Origin of the sequence: Mucilaginibacter rubeus, assembly GCF_003286415.2 — a bacterium.
GTDB classification, from domain to species: domain Bacteria; phylum Bacteroidota; class Bacteroidia; order Sphingobacteriales; family Sphingobacteriaceae; genus Mucilaginibacter; species Mucilaginibacter rubeus_A.
On sequence record NZ_CP043450.1, the window covers coordinates 5,983,559 to 6,002,036 of the forward strand.

14 protein-coding genes are annotated in these 18,478 nt (G+C 44.0%); 7 read left to right on the forward strand and 7 right to left on the reverse strand.

All coding sequences use genetic code 11. The features are described 5' to 3' along the window. Positions 1 to 3 precede the first annotated feature (3 nt). The 3 genes from DEO27_RS23905 to DEO27_RS23915 form a co-directional block, all read right to left on the reverse strand. Entirely contained in the window at positions 4 to 849 is an 846-nt protein-coding gene (locus tag DEO27_RS23905; RefSeq protein ID WP_112574420.1) for a phosphatidylinositol-specific phospholipase C/glycerophosphodiester phosphodiesterase family protein, read from the reverse strand. Between the two features lie 207 nt (positions 850 to 1,056). Then, positions 1,057 to 1,935 (reverse strand): glutamate--tRNA ligase family protein, encoded by an 879-nt coding sequence (locus DEO27_RS23910; RefSeq protein WP_190295216.1) that lies wholly within the window; start codon positions 1,933 to 1,935, stop codon positions 1,057 to 1,059. A 244-nt stretch (positions 1,936 to 2,179) separates the two neighbouring features. Then, on the reverse strand, positions 2,180 to 2,923 hold the full coding sequence (locus tag DEO27_RS23915) for an SDR family oxidoreductase (protein ID WP_112574474.1): 744 nt from the start codon (positions 2,921 to 2,923) through the stop codon (positions 2,180 to 2,182). A 127-nt stretch (positions 2,924 to 3,050) separates the two neighbouring features. Here DEO27_RS23915 and DEO27_RS23920 point away from each other — a divergent pair, with 127 nt between their 5' ends. From DEO27_RS23920 to DEO27_RS23930, 3 genes are all read left to right on the forward strand, one after another. Beyond that, positions 3,051 to 3,749: an SMUG2 DNA glycosylase family protein gene (locus DEO27_RS23920; protein WP_112574418.1), complete on the forward strand. Its 699-nt coding sequence runs from the start codon at positions 3,051 to 3,053 to the stop codon at positions 3,747 to 3,749. Between the two features lie 298 nt (positions 3,750 to 4,047). After that, positions 4,048 to 5,067, forward strand: a complete 1,020-nt coding sequence (locus DEO27_RS23925) for a nucleoside hydrolase (RefSeq protein WP_112574416.1) — start codon at positions 4,048 to 4,050, stop codon at positions 5,065 to 5,067. A gap of 100 nt (positions 5,068 to 5,167) precedes the next feature. Continuing rightward, positions 5,168 to 6,799, forward strand: a complete 1,632-nt coding sequence (locus DEO27_RS23930; protein ID WP_112574415.1) for a DUF5597 domain-containing protein — start codon at positions 5,168 to 5,170, stop codon at positions 6,797 to 6,799. Between the two features lie 141 nt (positions 6,800 to 6,940). Here the strand turns inward: DEO27_RS23930 and DEO27_RS23935 are convergent, their stop codons facing one another. Continuing rightward, a complete protein-coding gene (locus DEO27_RS23935) occupies positions 6,941 to 8,674 on the reverse strand; it encodes a glycoside hydrolase family 13 protein (RefSeq protein ID WP_112574473.1) in 1,734 nt (577 codons plus the stop codon). Between the two features lie 293 nt (positions 8,675 to 8,967). On the opposite strand from DEO27_RS23935, the gene DEO27_RS23940 reads away from it, so the two are divergent. Then, entirely contained in the window at positions 8,968 to 10,260 is a 1,293-nt protein-coding gene (locus tag DEO27_RS23940; protein ID WP_223818038.1) for a BamA/TamA family outer membrane protein, read from the forward strand. A 58-nt stretch (positions 10,261 to 10,318) separates the two neighbouring features. Here DEO27_RS23940 and DEO27_RS23945 read toward each other — a convergent pair whose 3' ends face one another. Beyond that, a complete protein-coding gene (locus DEO27_RS23945; protein WP_112574413.1) occupies positions 10,319 to 11,038 on the reverse strand; it encodes a hypothetical protein in 720 nt (239 codons plus the stop codon). Positions 11,039 to 11,206: 168 nt separating this feature from the next. On the opposite strand from DEO27_RS23945, the gene DEO27_RS23950 reads away from it, so the two are divergent. The 3 genes from DEO27_RS23950 to DEO27_RS23960 are packed head-to-tail and all read left to right on the forward strand — an operon-like array spanning position 11,207 to position 15,653. After that, on the forward strand, positions 11,207 to 11,569 hold the full coding sequence (locus DEO27_RS23950; protein WP_112574412.1) for a BlaI/MecI/CopY family transcriptional regulator: 363 nt from the start codon (positions 11,207 to 11,209) through the stop codon (positions 11,567 to 11,569). Beyond that, entirely contained in the window at positions 11,566 to 13,911 is a 2,346-nt protein-coding gene (locus DEO27_RS23955; RefSeq protein ID WP_112574411.1) for a M56 family metallopeptidase, read from the forward strand. The genes DEO27_RS23950 and DEO27_RS23955 overlap by 4 nt, the downstream gene beginning before the upstream one ends. A 41-nt stretch (positions 13,912 to 13,952) precedes the next feature. Further along, entirely contained in the window at positions 13,953 to 15,653 is a 1,701-nt protein-coding gene (locus tag DEO27_RS23960; protein WP_112574410.1) for a S41 family peptidase, read from the forward strand. Positions 15,654 to 15,726: 73 nt separating this feature from the next. On the opposite strand, the gene DEO27_RS23965 is transcribed toward DEO27_RS23960, so the two are convergent. Together DEO27_RS23965 and DEO27_RS23970 are read right to left on the reverse strand one after the other, a co-directional pair. Then, the gene (locus DEO27_RS23965) at positions 15,727 to 16,107 is read right to left on the reverse strand and encodes a hypothetical protein (RefSeq protein WP_146750112.1); all 381 of its coding nucleotides are present in this window, start codon (positions 16,105 to 16,107) and stop codon (positions 15,727 to 15,729) included. 82 nt (positions 16,108 to 16,189) lie between these two features. Beyond that, entirely contained in the window at positions 16,190 to 18,433 is a 2,244-nt protein-coding gene (locus DEO27_RS23970) for a CRTAC1 family protein (RefSeq protein WP_190295217.1), read from the reverse strand. Positions 18,434 to 18,478 lie beyond the last annotated feature (45 nt).

Here is an 18,478-nt window from a genome sequence, read left to right on the forward strand (position 1 = left end):
TTATTACCTGGTATTCACTTTTGCGTATCCCGGCTCCGGCCCTGTCATCAAAAACTCCCTTAACTCAGCTAACTTATCGGTATTGATCAGGTCTACCTCGCATTCAAGCAGGGCGCGCCATACTTCTTTATTTTCAGGAGAAGCCCAGAGGCGGACCCGTTTTTTATGGTGATGCGCCGCTGTTACGTAATCACGGAGCAGTTGTTTCTGGTCTTCAGGCATAGGGCCTTTGCCTGTCCAGCTGATGAGGCGTGAATATTTGCAGCTGGCAGTTTTGTAAATGGTATTTGAAAGCGTATCGGTATGTACCTGCATCAGGTCTTCATCAATAAAAGCGTAGCGTTGCTTTTGCGCCTGAAGCATTTTATAAGGCTTGTTGCCTGTAATGACGATAGTTACGCTCCCTTCGGTTATCTCGCCATTATTATAGCTCGACAGCATCGGCGCGTAACGCTTTAACACCTCAGATAGCTTTGCGTAGGTTTTTTCGGCATCGGATTTAATATCGATCATCAGCGTAACTGGCGAAAGCGGGTATACCACCTCCCTGTTTTTACCCTCGTAACAGTTAAACAATGGCATTAAGTACAACTGCTCCAGGGTACGCTTTTTTTGAAAGGCGGGCAGCATATGTGCAACAAGCAATTCGTCGTCGCGCAGGTAAATATCAGCCTCAACGTTTTGGAAACCGTTATCCAGGGCATCATACAGAGGCCGGTTGTGCCAGTAATCATTATGGGCGAAACCTTTGGAGAGGGGACTATTTTGAGCCTGGCAAGTAATGGCTCTGAAGGCAAGGATAACAAAAAACAGAAATTTCAGGTGCTTGTGGCAAAATGCTGCTTGCATCGTAATTTGTATTTGTTGATGCAAATTTAACCCTCCGATATGTACAGGCAGTTATGTCATGGTAAAGTAAAACCACTTCATGTTTTAATTTTTTGTAAATGAGTTAACATTTTCATCACATTAAAATATACAAATCGACACTTTTCGATTAAGGCTGATTCACATTAAATCTGCATTTTATAAACAGGTGTTAATAAGCTATAAAGATTAGCTAAGAATGAACCCGGCAAGCTGTTGCCAGTTATTGGCTTTTTCAGGAAGCATCAACAGCGCTGAAATAAGCCCGAATACATCGGCCACGCTCCTGCCCTCCTGCCTTAAATACCTAACCGATGTTGAGCCCGCCGACTTGGATAGTTTTTTTCCATCCCCTTCAAGCAACAAAGGGTGATGATAAAATACGGTATTACTAAAAGTCGCTTTACCCATCATAGCAGCCAACTGAATCTGAGCCAATGTTGAAGCCCACAGGTCTTCGCCCCTTACGATCAGATCGATCCCATAAAACAAATCATCAATGATCGAAGTGAGCTGATAGGCCGGAAAGCCGTCTTTCTTTCGCACAACAAAACTTTCCATTTCGGCAGGTAGTGGTGCTTGAATTATGGCGCCGTCGTAATTCTTCACCCGCAATGTTGCTGCTTGATCGGTACGTAAACGCCAGCTTGCTTCGGGAGTGTTTAACGGGATCTGTTTATTTAAACAGACGCAGTTTCCGGCTTCGATGAGTTGCTTCCGCGAGCAGGTACAGGCAAAAACAAAACCGCTGGCGGCTAATTGCTCAAGAGCATCGTTGTACAGTTGCATCCGGTGCATTTGTGAAAAACGAGCTTCAAAATCATCCGCATTCCGTGACCCCTCATCCCAGGGAATCCCTAAAAACCGAAGTGTGTCAAAAATATCGGTCAAATATTCTTGGTTAACCCTTGCACGGTCAAGGTCATCAATCCTCAATAAAATTTTAGCGCCATGTTTGCGGGCCAGCGCCGCGGTAATGGAAAAGGACAGGATATTGCCGACATGCAAAAACCCGCTTGGCGTTGGCGCAATGCGGGTTTTATTAAAATGTATCGGGGCGCTTGTCAATTTTGTTAATGATTGATGAATGGCCCAAGATACAAAAGATGGGGAGTGCAGCAAATAGTCAGTCCCCTGAAACGAAATGTAAAATGTGCGGTTCCCCTCTTGAGAGGGGGCGCAATGGAAAGTGCGGCTGCAGGGGTGTGCTCGTCGACGCGCATTCTCTTGGCCAACACACCCCTCCACCCTTCTCAAGAGGGGAATCGCACTTCCTCCACTCGCAATCCTTTTTAATACCTCCTATAAACCATTAGGCCAGCAAAGTACCACCGTCAACCACTAAATTGAGGCCGGTGCCAAAGCTCTGTTTCATAAGATACAAAAAAGCAAAGGCAACATCATCCGCGTGGCCAACCCGACCGAGCAGTAGTGTATCTTTTGCCCAATTGTAAAGACCTTCTTTATCTTCAGCTGGCATGCTGTCCCACAGGTTGGTATCAATTACACCCGGGATCACGGCGTTTACGCGTAAAGGCGCCAATTCAACAGCAAGGGCCCTTACCAAACCTTCCATAGCGCCACAAATGCTACTTGCTATTGACCAGCCCGCGGCAGGCCTTGTTCCCGCCGTACCGCCAGTTAAGTTTACCGAACCTCCTTCGTTGATAAAAGGTGTGCCGTACTTAACGGCAGCGTACGCTCCCCAGTAACGGAGATTAAAAAATTTACGGGCAGCTTCAATATCGGTTTGATCGATATTATTCAGGTTAAGATTTTCAGCAGCGGTATAAATCAGGTGATCGAACTTACCGGCCTGCTCAAAAAATACTTTTATATTTTCTTCGTGCGATAGATCTACAGCGTAACCTTCAGCATCCTGAGGTAATTGACTTAATGCGTTATTGATCTTACTTTGATTACCCGAAACTATGACAACTTTGGCACCCTCGGCGGCGGCGGCCTTTGCTGTAGCGAAGCCGATACCAGTACTGCCGCCCAATATAATTACCCGTTTGCCATTTAATGACGATCTGTTTTCAATTTGATTGCTCATGATGTTTATTCTTTTTTTAGACACCACAAATTTCCCCCGTAAAAAACCGGTTCCACTTACCATTTGGTAAAAAGCGACCGGCTAATATGATTATCTTCAAAATTTATAAAAATGCTAAATTTGAGTTATGACACTCGCAGACCGGATCATCCAATTCAATGAACAGCTAACCTATACCGGCGAACCTTTACCTGAAGGCATCCGCATCATGAACCCGTTTAAGGAGCATCCGCAAACCATGCGCATTGTTGATGAGTTTTATCATAAATATTACAACGATAACCAGCAACGGCATATCATTTTGGGGATTAATCCGGGCAGGTTTGGCGGGGGCTTAACCGGCATCCCATTTACCGATCCTAAACGGCTAATCTCAGAATGCCACATCAATTATGAGGGTAAAATGTCGCACGAGCCATCATCGGTATTTGTTTACGAGGTGATCAACGCCTTTGGCGGCCCGGAAGCTTTTTATAAACAGATCTACATTAACTCGCCCTGCCCGCTGGGTTTTACCAGTATTGATGCCAAGGGCAAGGAAAAGAATTACAATTACTACGATAGCAAGGAACTAACCAAAGCTGTTTATCAGTTTATGATCGAAAACATCCGCAAGCAGATCGCACTGGGAGTTAATACGGATAAATGCTTTTGCTTTGGTACCGGTAAGAATGAAACATTCCTGCGCAAGCTGAATGATGAGTATCATTTCTTCGGCGAGATCATAGCACTGGAACATCCCCGTTTTATTATGCAATATAAAACGGCAAGCAAGCAGTTTTATATTGATAAATATCTCGCTGCTTTTGAGAGTATTTCGGGTTAAATTCCTTAGCTATTAAACTACAGATCCTCAATCCTCTCTTGAAAGTAATAGCCCATGAGCAGACGGTCAGGAGGTTTTAAAAGTATGGGCTGTGCGATTCCCTCCCCTGGGAGGGTGTAGGGAGGGGTTCCTTCGAGATGTCCGATAGGAGTAAGACGTATAAACCCCTCCCTGCCAACACTCAATTCTAACACACCCCTCCCCGGGGAGGAAACCACCTGTTTAATCCGCAATTCAACTATACTATTTGATGGCAAAACACTTATATTGTGTGCTGTAACCAATTGACCTTTAAGCTATGACCCAAAGCAAGTTTTTATCATTACTGCTCCTGCTTTTTGTTTTCTCCTTTGTTTCAAAAGGACAATCAGCCCCAACCAATAAACTCGTTTCGCCGCGCATCAGGGTGATTATGGATAATGATTTCAGTGGCGACCCGGATGGCTTGTTTGCACTTACACATTTGGTACTGTCTCCATCTGTCGAAGTTAGAGGCATCATCGGCTCACACCTGAATGCTGCCGATGGATTCGACAGGTCAAAAACCCAGGCCGATAATGCTGCAAAAAAAGCAGCCGAGCTATTGGCTGTTTTAAAGATCAAAGACCAATTCCCCGTTATAGCCGGTTCTAACACGGCAATGCTAAACGATAGTACCCCGGTTAAAAGTAAAGCAGTCGACCTGATCATTAAAGAAGCATCACGCACAGATACCTCATTACCGCTATATATCCTTTGCGGCGCCGGACTCACCGAAATTGCTTCGGCAATATTAACCGAACCTAAAATTGCCGATAAACTTACACTCGTATGGATTGGCGGCCCCGAATACAGCGATCTTGCCCTGCCTCCACCAAACTATAGCAGCCCCGAGTACAATCTTAATATCGATATCAACGCCGCAAGGGCGGTGTTCAACCACTCGCAATTAAAGCTTTGGCAAATCCCAAGAGATGGGTATCGCCAAGCCATATTGCCATACTCCGAATTACAGCTCAAAATAAAACCTCAGGGCGAAGCGGGCAAATACCTGGCCGGCGTACTCGAAACGTTGATGGGCCGCCTGCAGCAATATCATTTTAACCTCGGTGAAACTTATATCTTAGGCGATAGTCCGCTGGTTTTGCTTACCGCCTTGCAATCATCCTTTGAGGCCGATCCTTCATCGAGCGAGTATATATTAAAACCTTGTCCGCTCATTAATGCGCAGGGCGGGTACGATTATAATGCACATGGCCGCAACATCCGCGTTTATCGCAGGCTGGATATTAACCTGATGTTTAATGATTTTTTTGCCAAGCTGGAACTCAATAAGTAAAGGCGATAGCTGGTATATTTTCAACCATAATCGGTTTATTTAGTATTACCTTAAGCGCTGTTTTGTAATTATTTTGGCCTGATCATAACCCTTTGATATCATGCTTAAAATAATTAGCAAAACAGCGCAGAACATTTTCCTGCTTGCTTTAATATTGATTGCAGGTGATAAAGCCCTTGCCCAAACCAATAATCCATCGTCACCCAAGCTTATCGAAAAAAATGGAAGGCACGCGTTTTTAGTTGATGGCAAACCGTTTTTGATGCTTGGCGGCCAGGCGCATAACTCAAGCGCATGGCCGACATTGATGCCAGGGGTATGGAAATCGGCAGAGGCGATGCACCTCAACACACTTGAAGTGCCCATTTACTGGGAACAGATAGAACCTCAGCCCGGAAAGTTTGATTTTTCGCTGGTAGATACGCTGCTCACCCAGGCCCGGCAGCACAACGTTCATTTGGTGTTGCTATGGTTTGGTACCTGGAAAAACGGCAGCAACCATTACATCCCCGAATGGATGAAGCGTGATGCCGGGAAATACCCAAACATTACGGGTAAAACAGGCAAAGCAATTGATTCGCCGTCCCCGCATTCAAAGGCTACATTGGAGGCTGATGTTAAAGCGTTTTCGGCAGTGATGCGATATCTGAAACAGGCCGACGCGCAGCATACCGTTATTATGGTTCAGGTTGAAAATGAGCCCGGCTCATGGGACACTGTTCGTGATTACTCGGCTGTGGCGCAAAAATTATTCGAAGCAGATGTCCCCGCGGGACTGTTAAAACCAGCTATACTAAAAGCGTTAAATGTACCCGAAAACTCAAAAGGTACATGGGCCAAGGTTTTTGGCGACAGGGCCGATGAGTATTTCCAGGCCTGGTCTATTGCCCGTTTCATTGAACGAGTTGCGGCTGCCGGTAAAGCTGAATATCCGTTACCGTTGTATGTGAATGTGGCACTTCGCGATCCGCTCACCAATCCACCTGCAACCCATTATGAAAGCGGCGGCGCTACAGATAACGTGATCCCGATCTGGAAAGCGGCGGCACCGTCTATCGATTTGCTTGCTCCTGATATTTACCTCTCCGGCAGCGAAAGGGTACTAAAAGTGATCGACCTGTATACCCGTGCAGATAACACCCTGTTTGTACCCGAAGCCGGTTTAATTGCAGATAACGCCAAATACTTTTATGATGTTTTAGCCCATGGCGGCATAGGTTTCTCTCCTTTCGGGATAGATGATAATGGCGATGCTTCAAACGATGAACATTTGGCCGAACGCCTTGCTCCTTTTGCACAGGAATATGCTGTAGCAAGGCCAATGATGCGGGAACTGGCTCAATGGGCCTTTGAAGGTAAGATCAAAGCCGTTGTTGAACATGAAGACGGCGCGGAGCAAACCATTAAACTTGGCGAATGGGATGCGATTATAAAATTCGGCAATGGCCGCGGCGGTGAACTTAAGCCGAATAGGGACCATAACGGCAAAGCTATGATAGTTACCCTTGACGAAAACAAATTCATCATGACCGGGACAAACTGTAGGATTACCTTCCATCCCGCAGGCGGCAATACCGGCAGGGCATGGCAATACCTTAAAGTTGAAGAAGGCAGGTATAGCGATGGTATTTTTAAATCGCTTCGCATCCTTAATGGCGATGAAACTGATTGGGGTGGCCCCGCAATTGGAGATCAACCGAGGGTGCTGCGGATTTCGTTGGTGGTGAGGTAAGATTAATATTTCAAAAATCCACTCCATAAACGTCATTGCGAGGCACGAAGCAATCCCAAACTATACAGGGCGGATTTGCTTAACGACTCTGTTAATCGGGGATTGCTTCGTGCCTCGCAATGACGGCTTTTTATTATCCTCCTATTTCACCTCATAAACCACAGCTTCATACGGCAGTAACGTACCGTTTTTTGATGGTTTTTGATAATTCCCTATTAAAACGTTCGCGTTGTTCAGATCGATGCCCGTTTGTGTTGAGGCCGCCTTATTGGTGAAGTTAAGCAATACCAACAACTTCCTTCCGTTCAACTCTCGGGTGTAGGCATAAGTATCGGGGTTTTGCGCGTCGAGCAGGGTGTACTTTCCGTATACCAGCACCAGGTTATCTTTCCGGAGTTTTACTACCCGTCTAAAGTAATTTAAAATGCTGTTGGCATCTTTTTCCTGTGCTGCAGCGTTAATGTTTTTGTAATTGGGATTTACCTTTATCCAGGGAGTTCCTGTAGTAAATCCGGCATTTGCGGTATTGTTCCATTGAAATGGCGTACGACCATTATCCCGGCTTTCAAAAGCTATCCGTTTTAAATATGCAGGTAAATCGGCACCGATATTTTTCTGACGTTGGTACTCGTTCAACGTTTGCACATCGCGGTAATCCTCAATTGTGGTAAAACCGGCATTGGTCATGCCCAGCTCGTCGCCATTGTAGTAGTAAGGCGTGCCACGCATGGTCATTAAAAAGGTAGTCAGCATTTTTGATGATAGCGCCCTAAACTCGGGGCTGTCATTCCCGAAGCGGCTTACCAACCGCGCCTGGTCATGGTTAGCGAGAAATATCGAAAGCCAGCCCTTTGCCGCAAAAGCACTATCCCATTTGGTAAATACCTGTTTTAAATGCGTTATGCTGTAACCTTCGGGCTTGGCAATATCTACCCCTTCAAAGGCATAAGCCATGTTCAATTCATTCCTGTCGGCGTCAACTAAATTATGCCCGTCTTCAAATGTATTGCCTGCACCTTCGGCCACGCTCATTACATTGTATTTGCTGAGCACTTCCCGGTTCATTTCCTGCAAGTAACCATGCAAATTGCCCTGTACCCCGTAATATTGGGTAAAGTTTTTTTCATACCCTTTTGGAAAAGCCGGGAAAGTGGTATCCTTTGCGGCAAACTGGAAAGCATCCAGCCGGAAACCGTCAATCCCTTTATCGGCCCAAAACTTCATAATGCCATATACTTCGTTCCTGAGCTTAGGATTCTCCCAATTAAGATCGGGTTGCTTACGCGAAAAATAATGCAGGTAATAGGCGTTGGTGAGCGAATCGTACCGCCAGGCATCATGGTTCACATCAAACAAACTATAACGGTATGCCGGCTTACCTTTCTCCGCATTCCACCAGTGATAATATTCGCGGTATGGACTGGTTCGTGAGCTCCTGCTTTGTTTAAACCATTCGTGTTCATCGCTGCTATGGTTTACCACCAGGTCCATAACCAGTTTTATACCACGGCTGTGCATGCCTTTAAGCAAAGCATCAAAATCGTCCATGGTACCAAAATCTTTCATGATGTTGCGGTAATCGCTTACATCATACCCGTTATCATCATTGGGCGAGCTATAAATGGGATTAAGCCAAACCACATCAACCCCGAGGCTTTTGATATAATCCAGCTTGGAGATGATACCTTTCAGGTCGCCGATGCCATCCCCGTTATTGTCTTTAAAGCTGCGCGGATAAACCTGGTAAACTACTGCTTCTTTCCACCATTTGCGGTCGATAGTATCTGTTGCCCCCGGCTTATTCTGGGCATATCCTGAAAAGGCGCCAAGCATAAAAATAGCAAGCGCCATAAAACGGATGTAAAGTACGTTCATGATCATAATCGGTTTAAGAATTTAGCGGGACAGAACTGATTTTCTGCGGTTTATAACAAGAGCATATTAAGGTAGTAATATTTAACCGAAACATCAAATAACGCAGCTAAAGCCATCGGCTTAACGCGCCCGGAAATTTAAGTTTCAAACATTATGACTGTTTGAGGGTTTAAATTGAGCTAACACCCATCACAATTAACAGTTAATAAATTGAACTTTAAATATTTATACAAGTTAGCGTGCATCACAAACCACTACATAAAATTTCTATCCTGCTTTTAAAGACAGCTTTATTGATACTATTTACAGGTATGGCGGCACATGGTATTGCCCAGGTACAGGTACCTGCCGATTCGGTTAAGGCCGATTCTCTCCGCATTAAAGAAAAGGAGGTACAGCCGGCAAAACCTACCGATACCTTATACAAACAATATGACTTTGGCGACCTTGTGCGCAACATACTGCATCCCGGCCGACCGGCAGACGCGCCAAATAAAAAATCATCGGGCATTACTATTATTCCCAATGTAGCATCTAACCCTACTATCGGGTCGCAAATTGGCATTAAAGCTGTGGCCGGTAAAAAATTAGGGACCGATCCCAATACCTTGCTATCAGTAGCGGCTACTTCAGCCTCTATTACCACCAAAGGGATCATTTACTTTTATATCAATCACAACATATATACACCGGGTAATAAATGGAATTTTCAGGGCAATTTGGTTGCAGCCAAAACGGTATCGCCCGATTATGGTTTGGGAATTGGCCAGGCATCAAGCGGCAGCGAAGCCGATCAGGTGCTGGCCAATCCCGAGCGTAAAGGCCGGGCCCTGCATTCGCAATACTACAATATCAGGGAAAAGGTATATAAAGAAATTGACAAGGGGCTGTTCCTGGGTGCAGGCGCGTCTTTTGATATCAGGCGAAAAATTGAGGATACCAAATCAACCACCGATTTTACACCCTACAACATTTACAGCGACCGGCATGGCTTTGCCCGCGATCACTACGCTGCAAACGGCCTGCTTTTTAACCTGCAATACACCACCCGTGATAATCAAAACCGGGCATATCGTGGCATTTATGTAGATGCGGGCTTCCGCGTTAACCAAAGCTGGATGGGTAGCTCAAAAAACGCGGTACAATTTACTACCGATTTCAGGAAGTATTTCAGCCTGTCAGAAACAAACCCTGAGCATGTTGTAGCTTTCTGGAACTGGGGCTCATACCTCATTAGTGGCAATATCCCTTATCTGGAGTTGCCTGGTACAGGTAAAGATCCAAGTTTCAGGAGTGGCCGGGGCTATGTTGTACAATACTTTAAAGGCACGCAATACAACTACTCAGAAGTGGAATACCGTTTCCCGATACTGCGGAACAAGTTTATAAGCGGCGTGGCATTTGCCAACCTGCAAACCACCAATGATGAGTCGGGCACTAAAATATTTCAGGTGTGGCAGCCGGGCTATGGCGGCGGTTTGCGGGTATTATTTAACAAAGCTACCCGTACTAACCTTTGCCTTGATTATGCCTTTGGCAGGTATGGTTCAAAAGGGTTCTTTTTGGGCTTGAATGAGGCATTTTAAAACAAAACAGCCTTCGGTTAATGACCGGAGGCTGTTTTGTTAAATGTCCTGATACAACCTACTTAGTATAAATAGCAAACTTTGTATTTTTAAGATTAAGCGGCGTCATCGACTTAATGTCTTTCCTTTTGATGGCGCTGTTTAGTTGATCAGCTATTACCAACTGTTTATTGTTGATCAATATCGAATCCTTAGCCGATGAAATTGCTATCCATCCCGTTTTATCAACAATATAAAGCTTATCATCAATCCTGATCAATACATCCTGGTTACCTGATTTTGCTTCAGTTAGTTTATCGGCAAACGTTTTTCCCGCTTTAACCGAATCAAAATTCTTCAGCACATTGCTATAGCCCAGATCGGTAACTAAATTGTTTATCAGCTTTGAAAAAGAATCTGATCCTGAAGCGCCTGTTTTATCCAGTCCAAAATACATTAGAGCTTTTGCACCGTTCGATAAATTTCCCCAGTGTTCGCTTTGTATGATATTATTATAACCCTTCTTTGAGATCTTCAATTTAAATTTCATCTCGCCATCGGCCGGGAAATTAAGCGTAACCTTATAGTAACCATTCGCATCTGTTTTGCCCAGCAGCTGTTCATCGGCTCCATAGATGGCGGCGGCTTCAATTGGCTGCAGCGTTTTTGAATCAACAACCAAACCGGCTATGTTGATATTTCTTGTTACTCCGTCCCTCATTTTGGCAAGTAACTGCGTGGCTGTAAGTATCGAAAGCAATGCAACAAGAGAGAACCTTGCTATTAAAATTTTATTCATGATAGTATTTAAGTTGGCAATGAAGATAAAATATTAACCATAAAAGGGCAAAAACTTCTATACTTTCCAATGTTTTAAACCACAACTCCTAACAAATTAGTACAAATACTAATAAATTAGTTGCAATACTAATTTATTAGTATTAAGTTTGTTTATACCTCATAACCAATGCAAAAATTAGCCAAACGCGAAGAGCAGATCATGCAGGCCGTATGGACCCTGGAAAAAGCAGTGATCAAAGACATTATACAGGAACTTCCCGAACCTAAACCTCATTACAACTCGGTGGCAACCATGGTCAAGATCCTTGAGGAAAAAGGATTTCTTGCCCATGATACCATTGGTAATATTTACCAGTATTACCCGGCCATATCAAAAGAGGAATATCAGAAACATGCCATGAAAGACATCGTGAGCCAGTATTTTGATAATTCCTATCCACGGATGCTGGCTTTTTTCGCCAAAGAAGAAAAGATCACCGAAGATGAACTGAATGATATTATAACCATCATCAAATCCAACAAAAAATGATACCCTATCTGCTGTATGTAGCCCTGCTGCTGGCGGTTTGTTTATTGTTTTACAAACTATTGCTGCAACGCGAAACGTTTTACCGTTTAAATAGGTACACGCTGCTATGTTGTTTAGGATTCTGCTTTCTGATCCCACTTATACACCCGCCTGCTCAATGGTCGGCACAAAACGCCGAAAAGCCCATTAGCCAGCCTGTTGTGATACAGCAAGTACAAGAACCTCCAATATCTGAAGTCGGGTTAGAAGACGGCCCAACACTGAAAACGACCTTAACTCCCGAACAACCTAAACCCGCACAAACCATCACCGCTAAACCCACGCCCTCATTTACCTTATCGGCAGCACAAGTTATCAAATGGCTGTTGATACTTTACTGGGCAGGCGTAGCTATATTCAGCTTAAATCTTTTGGTACAGATTGGCAGTACCTTATACCAGGCATTTACCAATCCATTTATTACTGACGGACGGTATCGCATTGTCGAACTCAACGGTAATAAGGTGCCTTGTTCCTTTTTCAATTATATCTTCATCAATCCGGCCGCGTACGATTGGGATACCTACAGCCAGATCCTGCTGCATGAAAAAGTTCATGCCAAGCAGCTGCATAGCCTGGATATCATGCTGGCCGAGCTTTGCATTATATTTCAATGGTTTAACCCGCTTGCCTGGTTGTACCGCAAGGAAATTGAGAACAACCTCGAATACCTTACAGACACGGCCGTTTTAAACCATGCGGATACGGACAGGGCTGCTTATCAGCTGAGTTTGCTTAAAGTATCCGCACCTGAGTTTTCCCTGCGGATAGCTACCAATTACAATCAATCGCTTCTGAAAAAACGTATTGCCATGATGAACGCCAAACGATCAAACCTGCATATTTTATGGAAGTATTTCACCTTGATCCCGCTGTTTTGCCTATTTATTTGCGCGCTTAATCAGCCTGCTAACAGCGCCCAGTCAACTAACAGTTCGGCATCTTTCATCAAACCAGCGGCCAATAATGCATCAGCATATAAAAACTTTGATGCCGAAGTGGAAGGTTATTGGTTTGCGGCCCGCGATGGTGACAATATGAATATGGATTTCAAAGTCACTACCAAAGGCCACAACTGGAACTATAATTCATTTAATGTTCCTATGAAAGACCTTTCGTCGATGCCCCGAAAACAAAAAGGTGATTTTACGCTAACCCGTGATGCGGGCACCATTCTGTTCAACGGTAAATTTGACGGAGATGAAGGTCTTGGCCGCTTTAAACTTAAGCCCAATAAAGCTTATGTAGACCTACTACAAAAAGAAGGAATCGAACAAATAGAAATCCATGAGCTCCTTGACCTGTTATTAACCGACGTACAGAAAGATTACCTTGAAAAACTTCAAAAGTATGGCTATACCGCCACAAAAGTTCATGATTTAACCGCGATACGATATTTTGGCGGCGATGAAAATGATATGAGGTTTTGGCGGGCGCAATACAAGGACATCACGCTAAGCGATCTCACCCGCATCAAAATAAATAAACTGGACAGCTCATTTGTATCTGAAATGCGTAATGCCGGATACCCGAACCTAACCATAGAGCAATTAACAAGCTTTAAACTACAAAAAATAACACCCGATTACATTCGCAGCATTGCAAGCGCCCGTAAAGCGGGACGAAAACAGGGCGATACAACCAGTTTACTTCCTCCGGCCGATGAGCTTTTATCGGCAAGGAACGCTAAGGTTGACAGCGCATACATTCGAGGTTTAATAAGCGCCGGGTATAACCTTACAGGTTCGCAACTTCATTCCTTTAAAGCATTCAATATAACGCTTCAGTTTATTGATAGCCTTAAAACAATGGGCTATAGCAATCTTTCGTTCGCAAATACGATAGGCCTGCGCGGTCAAAACGTTACTGTAGATTTCATAAAGCAATACAGAGCCATTGGCTTCAATGATATCCCGGCAGAATATCTATCAAGCTTTAAATATTACAATATCACTCCTGAGTTCATTAAAAGTTATCAAAACATGGGCTACAAGGATATTAAAGCCTCAGAACTGGTTCTTATCAAAATGCGGGGTATCACGGCTGATTATATTAAGAGCTTTCAAAGCCTGGGTTATAACGATATCGAACTGGCCGACATCATCAGCATGAAGCACGAAAATATTACACCCAGCTTTATCAAAGGATTTAATGACCTCGGGTTTAAGAATGTGCCGGTAAAGGATCTAATCCTGCTTAAAACGTCGGACGTTACCCCGGAGTATGTGAGCTCCATGAAACAGAAAGGCCTCAATTCAAAAGACCTGCGCAAATACATCAATCTTAAAAATTCATTCAATTAATGTAAGCTAAAACAACTATCCACCTCCTAAACCAAACAACTATGAAAATTCACAAATTACTGCTGGTCGCCGTATTGGCTTCTACTTTCACATTTAACGCTGTAGCCCAACAGCATTTATCATCTTCGCAGGCCTACGACAAAGCCCAGCAAGACCGCTCAGATGCCAATGACCTCTGGGAAAAAAAAGATCCTACACCCGCCGAACTCGACCGAAGCATCCGCATTTTAAAGCATACGCTTGTATTTCTGGACAGTCTGCCGATAAAGGAGCTGGCCAATGGCAATTTCTACTTAAAAGCCCGTGCTTATGACGTTTACCTGGATATGGCCCAGTCATATACGGTAGCCGGTAAAAAAGATTCGGCGATAATGATGCTCGAGAAAAGGTTTGCCGAGGGAGGCTCAAGTCGCGCCGCCAGTTATATAGGCGACTTTCCTTTATTGAACCCAATCCGCCAGGAGCCGGGGTACCTGGCTATTGTGGAGAAAATGAAAAAGCAATCGTCATTCTGGCAAAACGAGGCTTTTAAAACAGCTTATAAAGATAATCTGACCGATGCGGAAAAGGTCGCGGGCCTATCGCTCCTGTGGTCACAAGCCAAGTATAACTTTGTAAATTTTGATCATGCAGGTATCGACTGGAACCAAACATACATTGATTATATCCCTAAAGTAACCGCTACCAAAACCACTGCCGAATACTATAAAGTGTTGATCTCTTTTTATGCGCAATTAAAAGACGGGCATACCAACGTATATGTTCCGAACGCTTTAACCGGCCAGTTTTATTCCCGCCCACCCTTCCGTACCGAATTAGTTGAAGGCCGGGTATTTGTAACCCAGGTTTTTAGCGACAGTCTTTTCAAAACAGACATACAACCCGGATTGGAAATATTAAAAATAGATGGAGAACCGGTAATAGACTACGCCGAGAAAAATATAAAACCATATCAAAGCAGTTCAACCCCGCAGGATATGCAGGTGCGTGAATTTAGTTATGCCCTGTTAGCCGGCGCTAAAGATAACCCTATCAATATTGAGTTTAAAACGGCTAAAGGCAAGATCATCAGCAAAACCATAGCCCGTACGGGTTACCATGATGTAAAGGGCCTAAAAACACTGGATTATAAAACCATCAACAGCATTGGCTACCTCACCATTAATAATTTTGAAGATGGTAGTATCGGCAAACAGTTTGATTCACTTTATACCGCAGAGATATCCAAAACTAAAGGTTTGATTATCGATGTAAGGTATAATGGCGGAGGCAGCAGCGGCATAGGATATGATATTATCAGTAAGCTAACCGATAAGCCTTTCAAAAGTTCCGCGTCAAAAAACATATCACTAATATCGATGCCGGGAGCGGAACCATCATGGATTGACAACGGCTTTGGTACCTGGAATGCCAACGGAAAAATATTTTATGATAAACCGGTAATGGTATTGATAGGCCCCCGCACGTTTTCAGCAGCCGAAGATTTTACCGTAGCATTTGACTATATGAAGCGAGGTAAGCTAATAGGCATGCCTACGGGTGGCAGTACAGGGCAACCGGTGTCATTTAACTTGCCGGGTGGCGGGCAGGCAAGGGTTTGCGGCAAACATGATACCTATCCCGATGGGAAAGAATTTGTTGGTGTTGGCATTAATCCCGATATCACCGTAAAACCAACCATCAAAGACGTTTTAAATGGCATTGACGCCGCCAAAGACAAAGCTTTACAATTGTTGAAATAAATTTAATATCCCTAAAAAGACGAGGGCCTGTTTCTTCCGAAACAGGCCCTCGTCTTTTTATTGCTCCAACAGCTTACTGGCCGCTTGTGGCGCTCCAGCCATCGCCCCAGCCACTGCCGCCGGTTGCTTTTGCGCCTTTTAAAAGCTTATCATATTTTACAGCTTGTTGTTTTGTTAAAACAGCTTTGATTTTTGAAATGGTAGTTGCCCTCAAAGGCTTAATATCAACCATCATTTTAGTGTTATCCCCCTTGTCTGCCGCTTTGATCTTTTCAAATTTATCAGATGACTCCTGGTATATAGCAGCAATCTTTTCGGTTTGCTTATCATTGAGCTTCAATGCTTTTTGCAGCTCTTTTGATTTTTCAACCGGTTTTTCACCTGGCTTGGTTTGCGCGTTAACTGCTGCCGCCAATCCAATGAACATGCAGCAAAGTAATAAGAGTTTTCTCATGGTTTAAGATTAATTTAATTGTTATAAATGTAACAATTTCGGTCCGAAATTGGTGCTAATATTTTCTATTACAAAACACAGCTCAATTTGTTTTAGCAGCCATTTGCATAGGCATACAAACAGGCATGCTTTTACCCCGAAACATCAATTTAGTTAGCTGGGTGGTTTTATATTGCGCCTCACCTTCCGTAATGTTTAAGAACCGGTTAGGTTCAACATTTTTAAAGTGCTGCACGGCGCCGCTGCCTGCCCATTTTATTTCAATTTCATCAATCATTTTTGCCTGCCCAATGCCTATTTCCTGCCGCAAAGGCGATGAGCCAAAACTTCCACCCGAATTAACATCTTTATAAACAGAACGCTTAACGCCATTTTCGATAAAAGTGAGTTTAATGCTGCTCCCTATGGCCGCGTTGTTGGCTTTTGTGCCGGTTAGTTTTAAGCTGATCCAGTTATTGTTGCTTAACCCAGGGTTCATATACAATGAGCTGGTGTATGAATCGCCGATATAAGCGCCGCCCATTTCAGCAAAAATATCCTGGCGGCCAACATTTCTCAAATCGGCAAATGCTACGCCATGTCCTTTTTGTAAGTTCCCCATGCGTGATGACGAGGTAATATCAGCAAACCTCTTGCCGCCAATGTTTCTGAAAAACTTATTAGGCACCAACGATTTAAAATCAGGATTGCCCGTACCAAAATACATATCAAGGTAACCGTCGTTATCAATATCGCCAAAGTTGGCCCCCATACTGTAAACTACTTTATCCAATCCGGCTTCTTTAGTTACGTTAGTAAATGTGCCGTCATGGTTGTTCTTGTACAGGTAGATATTACCGGCTTCGGGAATAGCTTTGCCCAGCGCCGCGGCGGCACTGTAATACCCTAAAGTGTGTTCAAAATTATAGTTTGCCACCATCACATCGGGCCAGCCATCATTATTGTAATCGTAAAACCAGGTGGTAAAGGTGCGTTGTTTAATTTGATCGAGACCTGATTTCGCCGTTACATCTTCAAAATCTACCCCGGCTTCGGTTTTGCCTTTGTTTTTTAGCAGGTATTTACGCCCATCCATGGTAGAAATAAACACATCCACAAAGCCATCATGATCATAATCGGCAGATGTTACCCCTTTTACATAGGCCTTGATACCGCAATGTGCAGCAGAAGTTATATTAGTGAATGTACCATTGCGGTTATTGATATATAACTGGCATGTTGATTCATCAACATAACTCATTGATTCGGAGTTTTCATTACCTACAAACACATCCAGCCAGCCATCATTATTAAAATCGGCCCAGGTTGCTGTTTGCGTAGGGTGAAGCATAAATAAACCGCTTATAGCAGTTACATCGGTAAAAGTACCATCGCCATTATTACGTAATAATGAGCTTGGCTGGTTGCCGAAGCCCCTGGTGAGCCACGCACCACGTAAAACAAAAATATCCAGTTTACCATCGTTATTATAATCGGTTTGCTGAATGTTAAGCCCGCCGGTAATACCGGTTAAACCGGCGGCTTCCGTGCGGTCGCTGAATGTACCATCCTGGTTGTTTTGAAAATAATGCATAGGATCTGACAGGTCCCAGCCCGATGTCATGATATCCAGATAGCCATCATTGTTAAAATCATCAACAATTACCCCACCTGCGCGGCCATGAATGTTAAGGCCCAGGCTGGCGGCTACATCAACAAAAGGCTTAACCTGGTTGGCGGTATCCGAATCGACGTTCAGGTTCGGGATCAGGATATTTTTAGGTACTTTCTGTGGATATTCGCCCAGGGTCATATACGCTATATTGGCCAGCCATCGTGATTCATAATCATCGGGATGAAGTTTCAATAGTGTTTTGTAAACATCAATCGCTTTTCTTGATCCTGTCTGGAGCTTGTGTACACCATCGTCCTTAATAGGAAATATACATGACGAACCGGTATGATTAAGCATACAATTGCTTCGCTCGCCCAAACGCATGTAAGCTATGGCCTGCTCGGGCAGCATTTCATCAGTCGACATAAAATCGATGTTTTCTATAAGATTACTGTAAATGCTTACCGATTGCTGCTCCTCGCCAGCTTTTAACAGCAGGGCCGCCTTTGAAAATAAAACCTCCGGGCTTTTGGCAAGCCGCTTAGTCTTAAGCAGCGAATCGCAGTAAGCTAATTTCATTTCCGGGTTAAACGGATTGGAGATGATGTTATTCCTTTTATATAGTTGCTTTAGCACCTGCGCCATCTCTTCGTTTGATGAGTTTTGGCAAGACGCTATTATGGTGAAACCGCATAGCAGCGCGAGCGCGGCGGTGATTTTTTTCTTGATCATAGGATATACATTTACACGCGCGGATAAAATGCCAAAGCAAATTAA